Origin of the sequence: Actinokineospora guangxiensis (genome assembly GCF_042657845.1) — a bacterium.
GTDB lineage: Bacteria > Actinomycetota > Actinomycetes > Mycobacteriales > Pseudonocardiaceae > Actinokineospora > Actinokineospora guangxiensis.
On the sequence record NZ_JBHSKF010000006.1, the window covers coordinates 315,001 to 330,692 of the forward strand.

The 15,692-nt window shown below is 72.2% G+C and carries 9 protein-coding genes; 2 read left to right on the forward strand and 7 right to left on the reverse strand.

The features are described from left to right. The first annotated feature begins 22 nt into the window (after window positions 1–22). Entirely contained in the window at window positions 23–1,648 is a 1,626-nt protein-coding gene (locus ACFPM7_RS15595; RefSeq protein WP_378248329.1) for a carbamoyltransferase C-terminal domain-containing protein, read from the forward strand. A 1-nt stretch (window position 1,649) separates the two neighbouring features. Here ACFPM7_RS15595 and ACFPM7_RS15600 read toward each other — a convergent pair whose 3' ends face one another. The 6 genes from ACFPM7_RS15600 to ACFPM7_RS15625 all read right to left on the reverse strand — a co-directional run bounded on the left by ACFPM7_RS15600 (window position 1,650) and on the right by ACFPM7_RS15625 (window position 14,278). After that, a complete protein-coding gene (locus ACFPM7_RS15600) occupies window positions 1,650–2,831 on the reverse strand; it encodes a DegT/DnrJ/EryC1/StrS aminotransferase family protein (RefSeq protein ID WP_378248330.1) in 1,182 nt (393 codons plus the stop codon). A 114-nt stretch (window positions 2,832–2,945) separates the two neighbouring features. Continuing rightward, entirely contained in the window at window positions 2,946–8,411 is a 5,466-nt protein-coding gene (locus ACFPM7_RS15605; RefSeq protein WP_378248331.1) for a type I polyketide synthase, read from the reverse strand. Beyond that, the gene (locus ACFPM7_RS15610) at window positions 8,408–11,557 is read right to left on the reverse strand and encodes a non-ribosomal peptide synthetase (protein ID WP_378248332.1); all 3,150 of its coding nucleotides are present in this window, start codon (window positions 11,555–11,557) and stop codon (window positions 8,408–8,410) included. The genes ACFPM7_RS15605 and ACFPM7_RS15610 overlap by 4 nt, the downstream gene beginning before the upstream one ends. Before the next feature lie 141 nt (window positions 11,558–11,698). After that, entirely contained in the window at window positions 11,699–11,827 is a 129-nt protein-coding gene (locus tag ACFPM7_RS15615; protein ID WP_378248333.1) for a hypothetical protein, read from the reverse strand. 5 nt (window positions 11,828–11,832) lie between these two features. Then, entirely contained in the window at window positions 11,833–14,109 is a 2,277-nt protein-coding gene (locus ACFPM7_RS15620) for a peptidase domain-containing ABC transporter (RefSeq protein WP_378248334.1), read from the reverse strand. A 7-nt stretch (window positions 14,110–14,116) separates the two neighbouring features. Next, window positions 14,117–14,278, reverse strand: a complete 162-nt coding sequence (locus ACFPM7_RS15625; RefSeq protein ID WP_378248335.1) for a hypothetical protein — start codon at window positions 14,276–14,278, stop codon at window positions 14,117–14,119. A gap of 336 nt (window positions 14,279–14,614) precedes the next feature. Here ACFPM7_RS15625 and ACFPM7_RS15630 point away from each other — a divergent pair, with 336 nt between their 5' ends. Next, complete coding sequence (locus ACFPM7_RS15630; RefSeq protein ID WP_378248336.1) at window positions 14,615–14,989, forward strand: ArsR/SmtB family transcription factor; 375 nt, start codon at window positions 14,615–14,617, stop codon at window positions 14,987–14,989. Here ACFPM7_RS15630 and ACFPM7_RS15635 read toward each other — a convergent pair. After that, a complete protein-coding gene (locus ACFPM7_RS15635; RefSeq protein WP_378248337.1) occupies window positions 14,986–15,624 on the reverse strand; it encodes an aspartyl/asparaginyl beta-hydroxylase domain-containing protein in 639 nt (212 codons plus the stop codon). The two genes, ACFPM7_RS15630 and ACFPM7_RS15635, sit on opposite strands and share 4 nt — an antisense overlap. Window positions 15,625–15,692 lie beyond the last annotated feature (68 nt).

Below are 15,692 nucleotides of genomic sequence, written 5' to 3' on the forward strand. Positions count from 1 at the left end.
GGTGGTCGCTAGCATCCGAACGATGAACGGGCGAGCTCCCGCGGTGCTGCTGTCGATCAACTTCAACCACGACGGCGCCGCCGTGGTGCTGCGCGAAGGTGAGATCGCCGGGTTCGTCTGCACCGAGCGGTACTCGCGGTTCAAGAAGCACCCCGGCCTGCGCGAAGCCGACCTGGACGAGCTGCTGGACCAAGCGGGCATCACCGTCGCCGACGTCGACCACGTGCTGCTCTGCAACCTCCACAACATGGACTCCCCCGACATCCGGGCATTGCACGGTTCCGACCTCAAGGACACGTGGCTGGAGTTCTGGGTCAACCAGCGCAACGACCGGGTGCGGCTGCGGGGCCGCGACATCCCCTGCACCGTCAACCCCGACCACCACCTGATCCACGCCGCGGCCGCCTACTACACCTCGCCCTTCGACTCAGCCGTCGCGGTGGCCATCGATCCGCTGGGATGCCGCGCGTTCCTCGGCGAGGGCGGCATGCTGATCCCGCTCGACCGCGGCTACGACAGCTGGTTCACCGCGAACATCGCCTACACCTACGCCGCCGAGCACCTGTTCGGGTCGAGCATCGTCGGGGCGGGCAAGGTCATGGGTCTGGCGCCCTTCGGCCAGGTCGACGGCGGAGCGGCCGTCGACTGGAAAGGGATGACGACCTTCCAGGACCTTCTCGCGTTCGCCTCGACCGCACCGACCACCGTCGAAGTCGCCGGGAAGCCGCTCAACGCGACCCTGGCCTACTACGTGCAACTCGGGTTGGAGCACCAGCTCGCCGCGGTGTTCTCCGACCTGGAGGAGGTGTGCCGCGCGAGCGGGATCCGCCCGAACCTGTGCCTGAGCGGCGGCACAGCACTGAACGCGGTCGCGAACCAGCTGTGCTTCACGCGTTCGGGCTTCGAACGCCTGCACCTGCATCCCGCGTGCGGGGACGACGGCACCGCCATCGGCGCCGCGCTCTGGTACTGGCACCACGTGCTCCGCAAGCCCCGCGTCCAGCACTCCCCCGCCGACCTCATGTACGGCAGACGCACCTACACCGAGCAGGCCGTTGCCGCGGCGGTGCGCTCGGCGGTCGACGCCGATCCCTCGCTGCTGGTGACCGTGACCGGCGACCACGCCGGGGTGGCGGCCGACCTGGTCGCCGACGGCGCGACGGTGGGGTGGTTCGACGGCGCGGCGGAGGTCGGGCCGCGCGCGCTGGGGCACCGCAGCATCGTGGCCGACCCGCGCAGCCCCACCGTGCGGGACCACCTCAACTCGCGCGTGAAGTTCCGCGAGCACTTCCGCCCGTTCGCCCCGGCCGTGCTCAACGAGCACGCCGCCGAGTGGTTCGGGCTGGCCGACAGCCCGTTCATGCTGCGCGCCTGCCCGGTCCTGCGGCCGGACGTCCCCGCCATCACCCACGTGGACGGCACGTCCCGGATCCAGACGGTCACCGCGGAGGACAACGGGTCCTTCCACACCTTGCTGACCCGGTTCGCCGCCCGAACGGGCGTCCCGCTGGTGGTCAACACCAGCCTCAACACCCGCGGGACGCCCATCGACGAAACCCCCGCCGACGCGCTGAACACCCTCCTCACCACCGGACTGGACGCCTTGGCCTTCCCCGGCGTCGTCGTCCGGAAGGCGGGCCGTCCCTGATCTATCCGATCAGGTCGCGGCGGCGGGTCAGCACCTTGCCCACCGCCGCGACGATGTCGGCCATGTCGTGCTCGTCGCCCAGCAGCGCGCGATGGTAGAAGAGCACGGTCGTCTCCCGGTACCGCTCGGCACCGGGGTAGTCGCGCCCGACGGCGCGCCTGCGGCCCGACTCCGTCCACACCGCCGCGAAGCGGCGCTTGGTCTCCGGGCGCACCATGTGGCTGCGGTGAAGGGGTGTGCTCGGCGCCCACACCGCCATCTCCAGCTCGGCGGAGACGGCCTCGGCGACCCGCTCAACCGGAACACCGCCGAACGTGTCCGGCTCGAACCGGACGCCGAACTCGTAGACGGAGCGGAGGTCCACCGCGTCCGGCACCGGCACCACCCCCACGCCATCGAGCGCGGCCAAGCCCGCGGACAGCTCATCGGCCATCTTCGCCCGATGGGCGTTCTCGTCGTCGAGGTGCGGCAGGCGATCGAGGAGAACGCCCGCGGTCAGCTCCGACATGCAGTAGTTGGTGCCCATCACCAGCGGATCGGGCCGCAGTTCCATCGCCGCGACCGGGACGGGGCCGTCGGCGTAGCGGCGGGAGTCCGCGCGCAGCAACTGCGCCCGCAGGTGGATCTCCGGGTCCGAGGTGATGACCGCCCCGCCCTCGCCGCCTGCCAGGACCTTGCCCACCTGGAAGCTGAAGGCGCCGATCCGCCCGAAGGTACCGACCTTGCGCCCGCGCCACTGGGCACCGTGGGCTTGGGCGGCGTCCTCGATCAACGGCACCCCGGCGCCCTCCGCCATGGCACACAGGCCGTCGAGGTCGGCCACCGTGCACGCCAGGTGCACGACGATGATCGCCTTGGTGCGCTCGGACATGGCCGCCGCGGCGGTCTCCGGAGTCAGGCAGCCGGACCGCGGGTCCACGTCGGCCAGCACCGGCAGCGCGCCGACGCGGAGCACGGCCGTGACCGGTGCGACCCACGTCAGGTTGGGGACGACGACTTCGTCACCCGGGCCGATGTCGAGGGCTTCCAGCGCCACGACGAGCGCGCTGGAGCCGTGGTCGACGCTCACGCAGTACGGCACGTCGTGGTAGCGGGCGTACTCCTCGGCGAACTGCCGCTCTCTGGACTTCGTGCCGTCCGCGGGCCAGCTGACCGCCCACCGGCGGGAGCGCAGAGCCTGCACCAGCGCACGCTCGGTGCCTTCGTCGTAGCGTGGCCATGGTGGCCACGGCTTGCCCCGGCGGACGGACGTGCCTCCGAGTACGGCGAGTTGGCTCATGGGGCTCCTTGTGCGCGATCAGAGCAGGAGGTCGGTGGGCGTCCCGCCCCGCGCGGCGATCGATCGCGCGATGTCAGCGACCGTGGGCGCCTCGAACAGCCGGGCGATGGGGTGGTCCGCGCCGGTCCGCTCGCGCAGGAGGGTGAGGAAGCGCAGGGCCAGCAGCGAGTCCCCGCCGAGAGCGAAGAAGTCGTCGTCGGGGCCGATCTCTGCGACGCCCAGCAGGTCGCGCCAGATCGCGGCCACCACCCGCTCACCGTCGGATCGCAGCGGCGCGACCCCGCGGGGTGCGCGGTCGCGGTGGGACGGTCGGGCGAGCAGGTCGCCTGAGACCGCGTGGTGTGCCGCCCCCGCGTAGGCGTCGTGCACGGCGAGCAGTCCCGGCAGGCGTTGGGTCGAGATGAGGACATGCGGGCCGGGGGGCGCCGAGGTGACCCGGTCGAAGACCTCGACGCCTTCGGTGTCGGTCAGCCCGCGGAGGAGGTCGGCGCCGAGCACGTCGGCGTGGTGACCCGACGCCCGGTCGACGAGGCTGCGCCGGGCACGGGCCCACATCCCGCTGTCGAGCCAGTCGGTCCAGCCGACGGCGACCACAGGCAAGTCCGTCCGGGCGGCGGCGTGGGCGGCGAAAGCGTTGCTGAACTCGTGGGCGGCCAGGTACCCGACCTCCCCGAACTTCAGATTGGGCAGGGCGGTGCCGATCGAGGAGCACAGGAGCACGAATCGCGGCCGGTGTCCGGCGAGCGCGTCGACGAGGGCGGTCGTGCCGATGACCTTGGCCGCGATCACGGCGTCGGTGTCTTCCGCCGACCGGCGTTGGATCATGCCGGCGTCGTCGTGGACACCCGCGGCGTGGACCACGCCCGCGAGCGGACCCCAGCGGCCGACCGCGTCGCGCACGAGGTCGCGCATCCGATCGCGGTCGGTGATGTCGGCCCGCTCAACGATGATGCGGCCGCCTCCGGACGATGCCCTGGCGAGCCGGTCCGCCAGGTCGCCGCCGACCGATTCGACGGGGCGCCGCGTGGTCACGATCACGGTGGCGGGGAGTGCCGCGAGGTGCTCGGCCAGCGCGAGGCCGATCCCGCCGAGACCTCCGCACACCAGGTAGACCCCGCCGTCGTGGGTCGTCGCTTCGGGCAACCTCGTTTGCTCGAATCCCGGCGCCCACCGGTGATCGCCCCGGTAGGCCACCACGGAATCGGCCGGGTCCGCGAGGGCTTCGGCGACCACGACCGCCGCGAACGAGGGCAGTGCCGCGGGAAGGTCGATGGCGGAGCAGAGCAACCAGGGGTACTCGCGGGGGATGACCCGCACGGCGGCGTGGAGGGTGGCGTGCTCGGGCCGGTCGAGTTCGCCGCCGAGGACGTCCGCGGACTCCGCGGTGACCACGAGCAGGCGTCGGGGACGAGCGTCCGCCTTGGCGGCGCCGAGGGCGCGGACGAGACCCAGGACGCTGTGCAGGCCGTGCGCCTGGGCGGCGGACGCGCTGTGGGGATCGAGTGGACCAGCGCGCTCGATGTCGGCCGCCCACAGGTGGACGACGGCGTCGACCGGCCCGATCCGCTGGAGCAGCTCCGCGTGGGCGGTCGGCTCGCGGGGATCGATCGCGATCTCGTCGGGGGCGACATCGACCTCGCCGCGGGGACGGACGACGGTGACGTGCGCCCCGCGGGCGCGGAGTTCGGCGGCCACGGCGTCGCCCGCGCTTCCCGCGGCGAAGACGACGCAGCGGCCCGGTGGCGTGCTCGGCGCGGAAACCGGCGGCAGACGCCGCCACGTCGGCACATAGGCCCAGTCAGCGACGTCGGGTTCCTTCCGGGGCAGCCGCCTGACCAGGTCGTCGAGGGTGTCCGCCGGTGGTCGGCGTCGCAGCAGCACGAGGCAGGCGTCCGCGGCGGCCGGGAGCACCGTGTGCTCGGCGGCGTCGACTTCGGCCGCGACCCGGCGCCAGCGGCCCGCGTCGAGCAGCGGAGTGCGCTGACGGTCGTCGCGGAAGGTCCACCAACCTTCCGTCAGACCCCAGACCATCGATAGCCACCGGTCGCGTGCGGCGGTCTCGATGACGCCGAGCACTCCTGTCCGGTTGAGCAGGGGAAGGAGCCTGCGAAGGGTGGCGCGCACGTCCGGGGTGGCGTGCACGACGTCCAATGCCACGACGAGGTCGAAGGACCCAGGCTCGATGCCTTGCGGGGCCGGGTCGGCGGTGATGTCGAGGACAGCGGTCCGCAGCGGGACGCCGCGCTCGGCGGCCGCGGAGTCGAGTCGAACGGTGAACGCCCGGCTGATGTCGGTGGCGAGGTAGTCCGCGCCCAACGCGACCAGGCCGGGGGCGAGCGCTTCGGTCAGCCTCCCCTCGCCCGCGCCGACCTCCAGCACCCGCAGCGGCCTGCCTGCCCGGTCGGCGAGCCTGCGGGCGATCTTCCCCAGCTCGGCGATCCGCGCGCCGACGGCGTCCAACCCGACGGTCACGCCCGCGGCGGCATTCGCCCTTCCGCCTGGGTACAGCAGGGCGAGCGCGCTGCCCGGCTCGGACAGGGCACGCCGGTAGCCCTCGACGCATCGCCGCACCAACTCGACGAGTTCCGCTTTCCCTGGGTAGTCCTCCAGCAGTTCGGCGGCGACCTCCTCAAGCCGAGGACGACGACCGGGCCGGAACTCCAGTTCACCACCTGAACGGCGAGCGATGCCGTCCTCGGCGAGGGTGTCCAGGAGGAAGTCCAGCATCCTGCGCAGGGGCGGTAGCACGTCGATGTCGGCGGCCAACCCGGCGACGGTGTGGCGGGCGCCCGGTGCGGTGTCCACCCCGGCCTCTTCGAGGAAGCGCAGGGCGCCGGCCGCGCACAGGCGGTCCATCGCGGAGCGGAAACGGAGGTCGTCCGGGAGCGGCGGCGGTTCGGTCATCGGGATGCCCGAGGTGAGGGCGGCCAACGTGCGCTCGTCCTCGACCGGCGCACCGGGTGGATCGACCCAGAAGCGGTCCCGGCGCAGAGGTCGATCCGGCAGGCGGGTACGGCGCGCGCTCACCACTGCGGACCAGTCGACATCGTGTCCTTCCGCCCACAGGTCGGCGACGGTGTGGAGCAGACCGCGAGCGGGTCGACTGACCGGCAGGGCCGCGGCCGCGCGGTGGGTGCGCGAGTGCCCGGTCCGACGGACGAGGCTGGTGAGCACGTCGCCGAAGCCGAGCTCCAGGACGACGGCGTCCGGGTGCCGGGAGAGGATCGTGGAGAGCGCGTCGGCGAAGCGCACGGTCGCGCGGAGGTGTCGAACCCAGTACTCGGCGCCCAGGTCGTGCGCGCTTGCCCATCCCCCGAGGACGGTGGAGGCGAATGGCACGGTCAGCGCGGGGGGACCGACCGCGGGGACGTCGAAACGCGCGGTGATCGCGTCCACGGCAGCTGAGTGGTACGCCTTCGTGGCAGGCAGGGGCCTGCACCAGACGCCCCGTGCGACGAGGTCGGTGGCGTAGGACGCGACCTTTGTCGGGTCTCCGGCGATGACGTGCTGGTCCTCGCTGTTGACGGCGGACAGGTCGAGCCCGTCGGGCAGGCCGTCGCGGACCTGGCCCGCCACCGCCAGCATCGCGCCCGCGGGCAGCTCCGCGAACAGCTCACCCCGCGCTGCCGTCATCGCCAGCGCGTCCGTCAGCGACAGAGCGCCCGCGACGACGGCGGCCGCGTACTCGCCGAGGCTGTGCCCGACCACGGCGACGGGCTCGACACCCCAGTCGCACAGGGTCGCGGCGGTCGCGAACTCGACGATGAACAGCGCCACCTGTCCGACTGCGGGATCGCCGGTGTCCACGTCGATCGAGGCGTCGAACACCGAGCGCGGCGAGCCGCGACCGGCGCTGTCGAGCAGGTGCAGGCAGGTGTCGACGTGGCCGCGCCAGGTGGGCTCTTCGACGTACAGAGCGGCGGCAGCTCGCGCCGACCACGCGCCTTGACCGGGAAAAGCGAAGACAACGGGCCGCTGCTCGGCCGTCCGCGTCACCGCCGCCGCCACGAGGTCGGCGGCTTCCTCTGAGGTTTCGGCGACCACCGCCGCCCGCGCGGGCAGGGCACGCTGCCCGGCCGTGGTGGCCGCGACGGCGCTCAGATCGGCGTCCGCGCGCAGGTGCCGGGCGAGGGAGTGGCGGAAGGCATCAGCGGTGTCGGCGTCACGTCCGGACACGAGCACCGGCAGCCAGCGGCGGGCACGGCTGGGCATCGGCCGGTCCGGAGCCGACCGGATGACGACGTGGGCGTTGGTGCCGCCGATCCCGAACGCGCTGACCCCGGCGGTGCGGACGCCGCCGAGGCCCCATGGGCGGGTGCTCCGGGCGGGGCGGAACGGCGTCTTGACGAAGTCGATCGCGGGGTTGGGCGGATCACAGTGCAGGCTGGCCGGAACGACGCCGTGCTCGACGGCGAGCACGGCCTTGATGAGACCCGCGACGCCCGCAGCGGCATCGAGGTGCCCGATGTTGGTCTTCACCGAGCCGATGGCGCACTGGGCAGGCCGCACCCCCGCGTAGGCCCGGGTGAGGGCTTCGACCTCGATGGCGTCACCGAGCGGTGTCCCGGTGCCGTGGGCTTCGACGTAGCCGACCTCGGCCGCCGAGCACCCGGCCACGGCGAGCGCCTCTGCGACGACAGCGGCCTGGCCGTCAACCCCGGGGGCGGTGTACCCCGCCTTCGCCGAACCGTCGTTGTTGACCGCGCTGCCGAGGATCACGGCGTGCACCGGGTCGCCGTCGCGCAGCGCGTCCTCCAGCCGCCGCAGCACGACGACGCCGACGCCGCTGCCGCCGACGGTGCCGTCCGCACCTTCCCCGAAAGCCCGGCAGTGCCCGTCGGCGGAGTAGATGCCGTCCGCCCGGTGCACATGGCCTCGGCCTTGGGGAACTTGCAGCGACACGCCGCCGGCGACCGCGGTGTCGGACTCGAAGGCGAGCAGGCTCTGGCACGCGAGGTGGACGGCGACCAGCGACGACGAGCACGCGGTGCCCACAGCCAGGCTCGGGCCGGTGAGGCCCAGCTTGTGCGAGACGGTCGTGGGCAGGAAGTCCTTGTCGTTGTGGATCAGCACCGGGAAGCCGCCGAGCAGCGCGAGCCGGTTCCGGTCCGGCAGCAGGTTGCGGATCAGGTAGGAGCTGATGCTGGCGCTGAGGAACACGCCGACCGGGCCGGGCGCGGCGGCGGGGTCGAACCCGGCCGAGTCGAACGCCGACCACACCGCTTCGAGGCAGACGCGGTGTTGGGGGTCCATCGTCTCGGCTTCACGGGGGCTGTAGCCGAAGAACTCGGCGTCGAAGCGGTCTTGCCCGTCCAGCAACCCCTCGGCGGGGACGTGCGCGGGTTCTGCCGGGTCACGGTCGACCCTGCTGATCGACTCCGCGCCCGCGACGAGGTTCGCCCAGAACTCGTCGACCGACGCCGCGCCGGGGAAGCGCCCGGCCATGCCGACAACCGCGATACCGGAAGGACCCGCGCCGGTCATCGTTTGCGTCCTAGCCGACCAGACGCCGCAGCACGTCGGCGCAGCCCTGCGGCCGTGGCCTGGGCGACGGCGGTGTCGGCGGCGGTCGGATGGCTGAGGTGCGCGGCCAGCGCCGCCACGGTCGGGAAGCGGAAGACGTCGACCAGGCGCAGGTGCGGGTCGACCTCCTCGCGCAGCCTGTGCAGCAGGGCCAGCATCACCAGGGAGTTTCCGCCCACGTCGAAGAACCCGTCGTGCACGCCGACCGACGGCTGCCGCAGCACCGCGCACCAGATTCGCGCGATGGTCCGCTCCAGCTGCGTCCTCGGCGGCGCCGGGCCCGGTGCCGCCGGAGCGGCCTCGGATGCCCTGCGGCTCAGCGCGTTGCGGTCGACCTTGCCGTTGCTCGTCCTCGGCAGCGCGGCCAGCGTCGACCAGCGCTCGGGCACCATCGGTCCGAGGAGCCGCGTGCGCAAGTGTGCGGCGAGTTCCTCGGGAGTCGCGACGCGGTCGGTGAAGCCGCAGACGAAGGCCACCAGACGCGGCGGCGTGGTCCGGGTGGCGACGACCGCGGCGTCGCGCACGGCGGGGTGGGCGCGCAGGTGCGCCTCGACCTCCTCCGGCTCGACCCGCACGCCGCGGATCTTGACCTGGTGGTCGACGCGCCCGACGAAGCGCAGCCCGTCGGCGTGGTCGGGCCGGGCGAGGTCCCCGGTCCGGTACAGCCGCCTGCCCGATTCCAGGCCGAGGTCGTCGGGGACGAAGGCCGCCGCGGTGAGTCCCGGCCTGTGGAGGTAGCCGCGGGCGAGTGCCCCGCCGCCGATGCGGATCTCACCGGTCGCGGCAGGGGGCACCGGCGCGCCGGTGCGGTCGGTGAGCCGGATCCGGGCGTCGGCGACCGAGGTGCCGATCCCCGGCGTCCTGCCCGGCGCGACCACGGCGGCGGTGGCGTACGTCGTCGCTTCCGATGGCCCGTAGAGGTTGCGGATCACCGCGTTCGGCCTGACCGCTGCCACACGCGCGACGAGGTCTTCCGACAGCGGTTCGCCCGCGAGGTTGACCGCGCGCAGCCCGTGCGGCAGCAGCCCGCCGTCGAGCATGGCGGCCAGCACCGAGGGCACGGTGTTGAGCAGCGTCGCTCGTCCCCGTGCCACCAGGGGGCCGAAGTCCGGCGCCGTCGCGGTGAGGAGGACGGTCGCGCCCGCGGCGAGCGGGGCGAAGATCTCGAAGACGGACAGGTCGAAGGCCAGCGAGGTGGTGGCGAGCGTCGTGGCGAGTTCGTCCTGGCTGAACGCCTTGATCGCCCAGCGGATGAACTCGACCGCGCTGCCGTGCTCGATCGCCACCCCTTTCGGCGCGCCGGACGACCCCGATGTGTAGAGGACGTAGGCCAGTTCGGCGGCGTGGGGCGGCTTGCGGAAGGGGGTGGCGGGCAGGTCGTCGATGGCGGAATCGTCGGGTCGGAGCAGTGTTCCCGAGAACCCGAGACCGTCACCGCTGGCGACCAGAATGGTCGGCTCGGCGTCCGCGAGCATGGCCCGCTGGCGCGCCGGAGGGGTGGACACGTCCAGCGGCAGGTAGGCGGCACCGGACTTGAGCACGCCCAGTAGCAGCGGGATCAGGTGCACGTCCCGCTCCGGCCGCACCGCGACGATCCGGCCGGGCCCCGCGCCGTGGGCGGCCAGGTGACGGGCGATCCGGTTGGCCCGCCGGTCCAGGTGCCGGTAGGTGAGATCCCCGCCCGCGGCCCGCACGGCCACCGCGTCAGGCACGGCACCGGCAGCCCGCTCGACCAGGGTGTGCAGGCCGCACCGCTCCCGACCGGGCGGCCGCCGGGCCGGACGTTCCGCGGTGCGGCGGGGCCGTTCCGGCCGGATGAGGTCCGCGACGCGCGCCTCCGGGTCGGCGCAGGCGCGGACGAGCAGGGCGACCACGTGCTGGGCGAAAGCCGCCACCGTGGTGTCGCGCGTCTCGCGCGCGTCTGCCTCGACTGCCAGCTCCATGCCCGTTGGTGTGTCCGTCGCGGTGACCGAGAGGTGGTACTTCGCGGCTGGAGCGTCCGTCGGCAGCGCGGTGGTCTCAACGCTGGGCAGCAGCGGTGGCCGCTGACCGGGTTGGTGGGCCAAGAGGACGCGGAACAGGGGCGTTGCGGCGCGGTCTCGGGGAAGCCGCAGAGCGTCTACAACGCGCTCGAACGGCGCGTGGCGGTGTTCCATGGCGTCCAGCGCGGCTGAGCGCGCCCGTCCGAGCAGCTCGGCGAAGGTCTCGTTCCGGCATACGGCGAGTCTCAGCGGCAGCAGGTTCACGCGCAGGTCGATCCGGTCGCGGACGAGGACGTCGTCAAGGGCGACAGGTGTGCCGATGACGATGTCGTCCTGCCCGGTGTACTGGGTCACGGCCACGGCCAGGGCGGCCGCGACGATCAGGAACGGCGTGCACCCCCGCGCTGCCGCCACAGCGGCCAAGCGGGTCGCGACGGCATGGGGCAGGTGCTCCACGGCGGTGACGGCCGCTGGGGTGGCGGCGGTGCCGTCGTCCCAGAGCGGCCGCTGCGGGGGCGCGTCGGCGAGTCGTTCGACCCAGTAGGCAACGTCGGCGGCGACGCGCTCCGGTGGCGGATCCGCCGGAGGCGGGTTCAGCGCAGGCAGGTCGGCCGGTCGCCCTGCCGCGCCTCGGCCGCAAAGCCGCTCCAGGTCCCGCGTCAGGACCGCGACGCTGGCGAGGTCGAACACGATGTGATGGACGACGAGGTGCAGCACATGCCTGCTCGGTCCAAGCCGGAACAGCGTCCAGACCGCGACCGGCCCGGCTTCCAGATCAAGAGGGCGACGCTGCGCCTCACTGAGAAGCTCGCGAAGCTTGCGGTCGGCGTGGGGCACTCCCGTGAGGTCGACCAGTCGCGCCAGATCGACCGAACCCCGGTCGGTGATCCGCACTGGGGCCGGCCATCCTGAGCAGGCGGGCTCGGCGACGAACCGGGTGAGGAGCGCTGGGTGCCGTCGCGTCACCGCCTGGATCGCCTGGCGGACCTGGGCGACGGCGAGCGGACCGCGGACGTCGATCGCCATGGCGGTGTTGTACGCAGGGTCGAGAGGGTCCAGCTGGTGCAGGAAGTACATGCGCCGCTGGGCCGGGGTGAGCGGCTGGACCTCGTCGTCGACAGCCACAGCGCTCACCTACCTCGGTGTTCCGCGAACGCGGCCGACACATCCGGTAAACCGGTTCGATCGTATCGACGGTTCGCGACGGCCGACAAGAACCGGGGCTCGGCGTGCCAGAGGCACGCCGAGCCGACTAGCGGAGCCGATCTAGAGGGCGAACTCGCTCGCCATCATCGCCTCCTCGGCGCACACCTCGCGCGCCTGATCCTCCTGGCCGCCGAAGACGGCGGCCAGCTGCTCGTCGGTCAACTCGACCGGTGCACCGTGGTTCTCCATGTCGCTCACCTCCCCTCGCTCTCACCAGCGCCCAGGCCTGCTGGACCGGGCCCGCAGTCGCCGAGGGCGAAATCGACGCCTCCCAGTTGCGCCGCCACGAGGGCCGCATAGCGCCCATCGCGCTCGATCAGCTCGCGGTGCTGTCCCACCTCGACCAACCGCCCGTTGTTGAGGACGAGGATCTGGTCGGCGTGGCGGATCGTGCTGAGCCTGTGCGCGATCACGACCTGCGTGCAGGCGACATCGCGTAGATTGGCGGTGATGCGCTGTTCGGTCTCGGCGTCGAGGTGGCTGGTCGCCTCGTCGAGGATGAGCACGGACGGCCGCCCCACCAGGGCGCGGGCGAGCGCGAGGCGTTGCAACTGCCCCCCGGACAACCCGATGCCGCGCTCGGCCAACCGCGTGTCGTATCCCAGCGGCAACGTCATGACCTCGTCATGGACAGCGGCCAGCTTGCAAGCGCGGAGCAGGTCGTCCTCGGTGGCATCGGGGTGGGCGACGGTGATGTTCTCCCGCAGGCTGGCGCGCATGGTGAACGGCTCCTGCAGCACCACCCCGAAACGCCTGCGCAGCTGCCGCGCGTCGAGTTCTCGCAACGGGACGCCGTCGTAGCGGATCTCGCCCCCGGTGGGCTGGTACAGGCCCAGCATCAGCCAGGCGAGGGTCGTCTTCCCCGCCCCGCTGTGACCGACGATGGCCACGCGCTGACCTGGCTCGATGGCCGCCGAGACGCCGTCGACCACCAGCGGTGCCCCAGCGTCGTAACGGAAGCAGACGTCCCGCAGCTCGATCCCGGCACCCGCGGGGCTCGGTGCTTCCGGCTTGCGTGAACCGAGGGGCTCGGGCTTCGCCGTGATGACGTCGGTGAGCCGCTCCAACTGCACGCTCGCGCTCTGCAGGCGCTGGGCGTTGGCCAGCAGCGCCGAGACCGGCGCGAGGATCGCCGACGCCAGCCAAGTCAGGCCGAGCAGCGTTCCGAGGCCGAGCAGCCCGTCCTGCACCCGCAACGCGCCGACCCAGAGCACGACCAGCGGAGCCACCAGCCTCAGCCCGGCGGCGAGCGTGTCGACCCCGCCGACGAGGTGCCCCCGCCGCAGCGTGGCGCCCGTCCAGCGGAAGATCCGCTCGGACAGCCCGCGCACGATGTGCTCTTCGGACCCGGTGGCCTTGATCGTCGACACCCCGGACAGGCTCTGCACCAGGTACTGGTTGAGCTCGACCTGGGCGCCGACGAACTGGGCCATCATGTCCCGCGCACGGCCGCCGCTGCTGAAGTAGAGCACGACCTGGACCAGGAGCACGCCCACGACGATCATCGTGATCGTGGCGTCGAACAGGAACATCACGACCAGGTAGGCCACCACCATCGCAGCGTCCAGCAGCGAACCCACCGTCTGGTTGGCGAGCATGTCCCGCAGCGCGGCGACGCTGCCGAGCCGGGTGACGATGTCGCCGCTGCTGCGTTGGTGGAAGAACCGCAGCGGCAGGCCGAACAAGTGGTCGCTGAAGGCGGTCAAGACCTTCCAGTCGAGCCTGCCACGCAAGTAGAGCAGCACGATGGAGCGCAGGTACGCGGTGACCACGTAGGCGAGAACCACGACGCCCACTCCGATGCCGAGCAGGAGGAGCAGGTAATCGTCGCCGCGGAAGAACAGGTCGACCACGAGTTTCGCGGCCAGCGGCAGCGCGAGCCCCAAGGCTTGCAGCACGACGGTGGCGACCAGGACCTGCGCGATGACACCGCGGATCCCCTTCTGCTCCAGCAGCATGCCCGCCAGCAGCCGCAGGGCGGACTTGTGCCTGGGGCTCTCGGTGCTGAACCCCTCGGCGGGCCGCAGGTCCAGCACGGCCGCCGTGACGTTGCGGTCGAACTCCTCCCGGGGCACGCGCCTGCGTCCCCACGCCGGGTCGACGATGTCGGCGTAGCGCTGGCCGATCCGCTCGACCACCACGAAGTGGTCCGCCTCCCAGTGCACCACGGCGGGAAGGGCGACGTGGGCCAGCGCCGCGGCGTCCGGGCGGAAACCACGGGCGGACAGGCCGAAGACGCGGGCGGCGCTGACGATCATCGCCGCGCTGACCCCGTCCCGCCCGCCTTCGCAGACCGCCCTGCACTCGGCGACGGTCGTCTTCCTGCCGTGGAAGGACAGCACCATCGCCAGGCACGCCGCGCCGCACTCGACCGCGTTGAGCTGCATCCGCACCGGCACCCTGCCGCGGCGGAGGAACTGCGCCAGCCGGATGAACATCCGACGCCACCAGCGCACTCCTGTGTCAGCCATCAGCGCATCAACGCCCGTTCGCGCTGACGTACAGCACCACCACGATGGCGAGGACCGTGCTCAAAACCAGCAGGAGAACCCACAGCAGGGCGAAGACCCTTGGCCGCACCGGGCGGGGGAACAGCTCGTCCTCGTCCGCCGCGGGGGTGGGAACTGCGCGATCAGGCATGGCGAACCCTTCGGAACGGTCGGGAACGTCGGCCCTGCGGCACCACAACCGCCCGTCGCCCTCATACTGAACAATCCGGTGGACCGGATGTCAAGAGCGCGTACGCCAACTGCCGCGTGCCCGTCCGTGGACGCGTGCGGCGCGTGAACCATCCCCTCCGCCACCGCCGATGGAGCACCTGACCTGCGAAGATACTCGCGCTTCCGCAGAGCGTGCCGGGCAACCCGCCACTCCCCAAAGCGTGAGCTTGGGTTAAACTGGACCGGTCGAACCGGCTGCCGGCGCGCCTCTTCCATGATGGTCACCCGACCGGCCGACCATCGAGGAGACCCACCAATGGCGCGATCGCCCACAATCGCAGCACCGGGTGCCGAGCTGACCGAACACGAACTGCTCGCCCGCATCTTCCGCACCCTCGGCGACGCAAGACGGTTGCAGATGCTCGAACTGGTCCTCGAACACGGCGAGCTGTCGCAGTCGGAACTCCTCGAACTGACCGGCATCCCGCAGTCGCGCGCCTCCGAGCACCTGCGCTGCCTCACGTGGTGCGGGCTCTTGGTCTCGGAGTGGGAGGGCGCGCGGCGCATCTACCGCGTCGCCGACCGACGCGCCGTGCTGTTCATCGACATGGCGCGCGAGTTCCTGGAGGACAACGCGGGCGGCATCAGCACCTGCCGGATCATCGAGCCGGGGTCGTCCGCGTCCTGCTAAGGCCCGGCGGGTCCGAGCGTGGCCGCCCGCTCCTCGGCTCTGCGCAGCACGCTCTTGCCGTAGACCTCGCGAGCGATCCGCGTCGCGACCCGGTGGGCGATCCGCTGCGTCACCGGCATCGGCCGTGCCACGTCCACGATGAGCACGACGCGCCTTTCCGCGGCCGTGTTGACGACCTCGTGCTCGTGGCTGTCGTCGAAGAGCACGCTCTCGCCCTCTTTCCAGGTGTGGACGTGATCAGCGATGCGCAGGTGGGGCGGATCGGCGCTGGGCACCTCGACCGCGAGGTGGTAGCGGAGGTAGCCCGCGTAGGGCCCCCGGTGCGCCGGGATGGACTTTCCTGGGTCGAGGACGGAGAAGTGGGCCTGGAACAACCCGGGCACCCGTTCGAGCGCGGCGGTGGTCCGCGGGCAGCGTGTCGCGTTGGGTTCCGCGCGAAGCCCCATGATCCACAGGTAGTAGACCCGCCAATCGTGCGGCGTGACCGCCGAAATGCAGTGCTGTTCGGGGTCCACGTCGTGGTAGACCGGCACCGACTCGCGGTCGGCCAGCACGGCGCGCGCTTCCTCCCTGATGTCCTCGAAAGCCGCGTCCACCGCTCGCAAAGCCGGGCAAATCCGGTCGATGTCGAACACGACAGGTCTGCCGTCCCCACCCGCGGTGGCGAGGATCCGCGAGTTGAGGCGGTGAGCCAGTTGAAAGA

Bases quoted from the DNA above. Each gene is read 5' to 3' on its own strand.
- ACFPM7_RS15595 (WP_378248329.1), top strand. From the start codon at position 23: ATGAACGGGCGAGCTCCCGCGGTGCTGCTGTCGATCAACTTCAACCAC.
- ACFPM7_RS15630 (WP_378248336.1), top strand. From the start codon at position 14,615: ATGGCGCGATCGCCCACAATCGCAGCACCGGGTGCCGAGCTGACCGAA.
- ACFPM7_RS15615 (WP_378248333.1), bottom strand. From the start codon at position 11,827: ATGGAGAACCACGGTGCACCGGTCGAGTTGACCGACGAGCAGCTGGCC.
- ACFPM7_RS15625 (WP_378248335.1), bottom strand. From the start codon at position 14,278: ATGCCTGATCGCGCAGTTCCCACCCCCGCGGCGGACGAGGACGAGCTG.
- ACFPM7_RS15605 (WP_378248331.1), bottom strand. From the start codon at position 8,411: ATGACCGGCGCGGGTCCTTCCGGTATCGCGGTTGTCGGCATGGCCGGG.
- ACFPM7_RS15620 (WP_378248334.1), bottom strand. From the start codon at position 14,109: ATGGCTGACACAGGAGTGCGCTGGTGGCGTCGGATGTTCATCCGGCTG.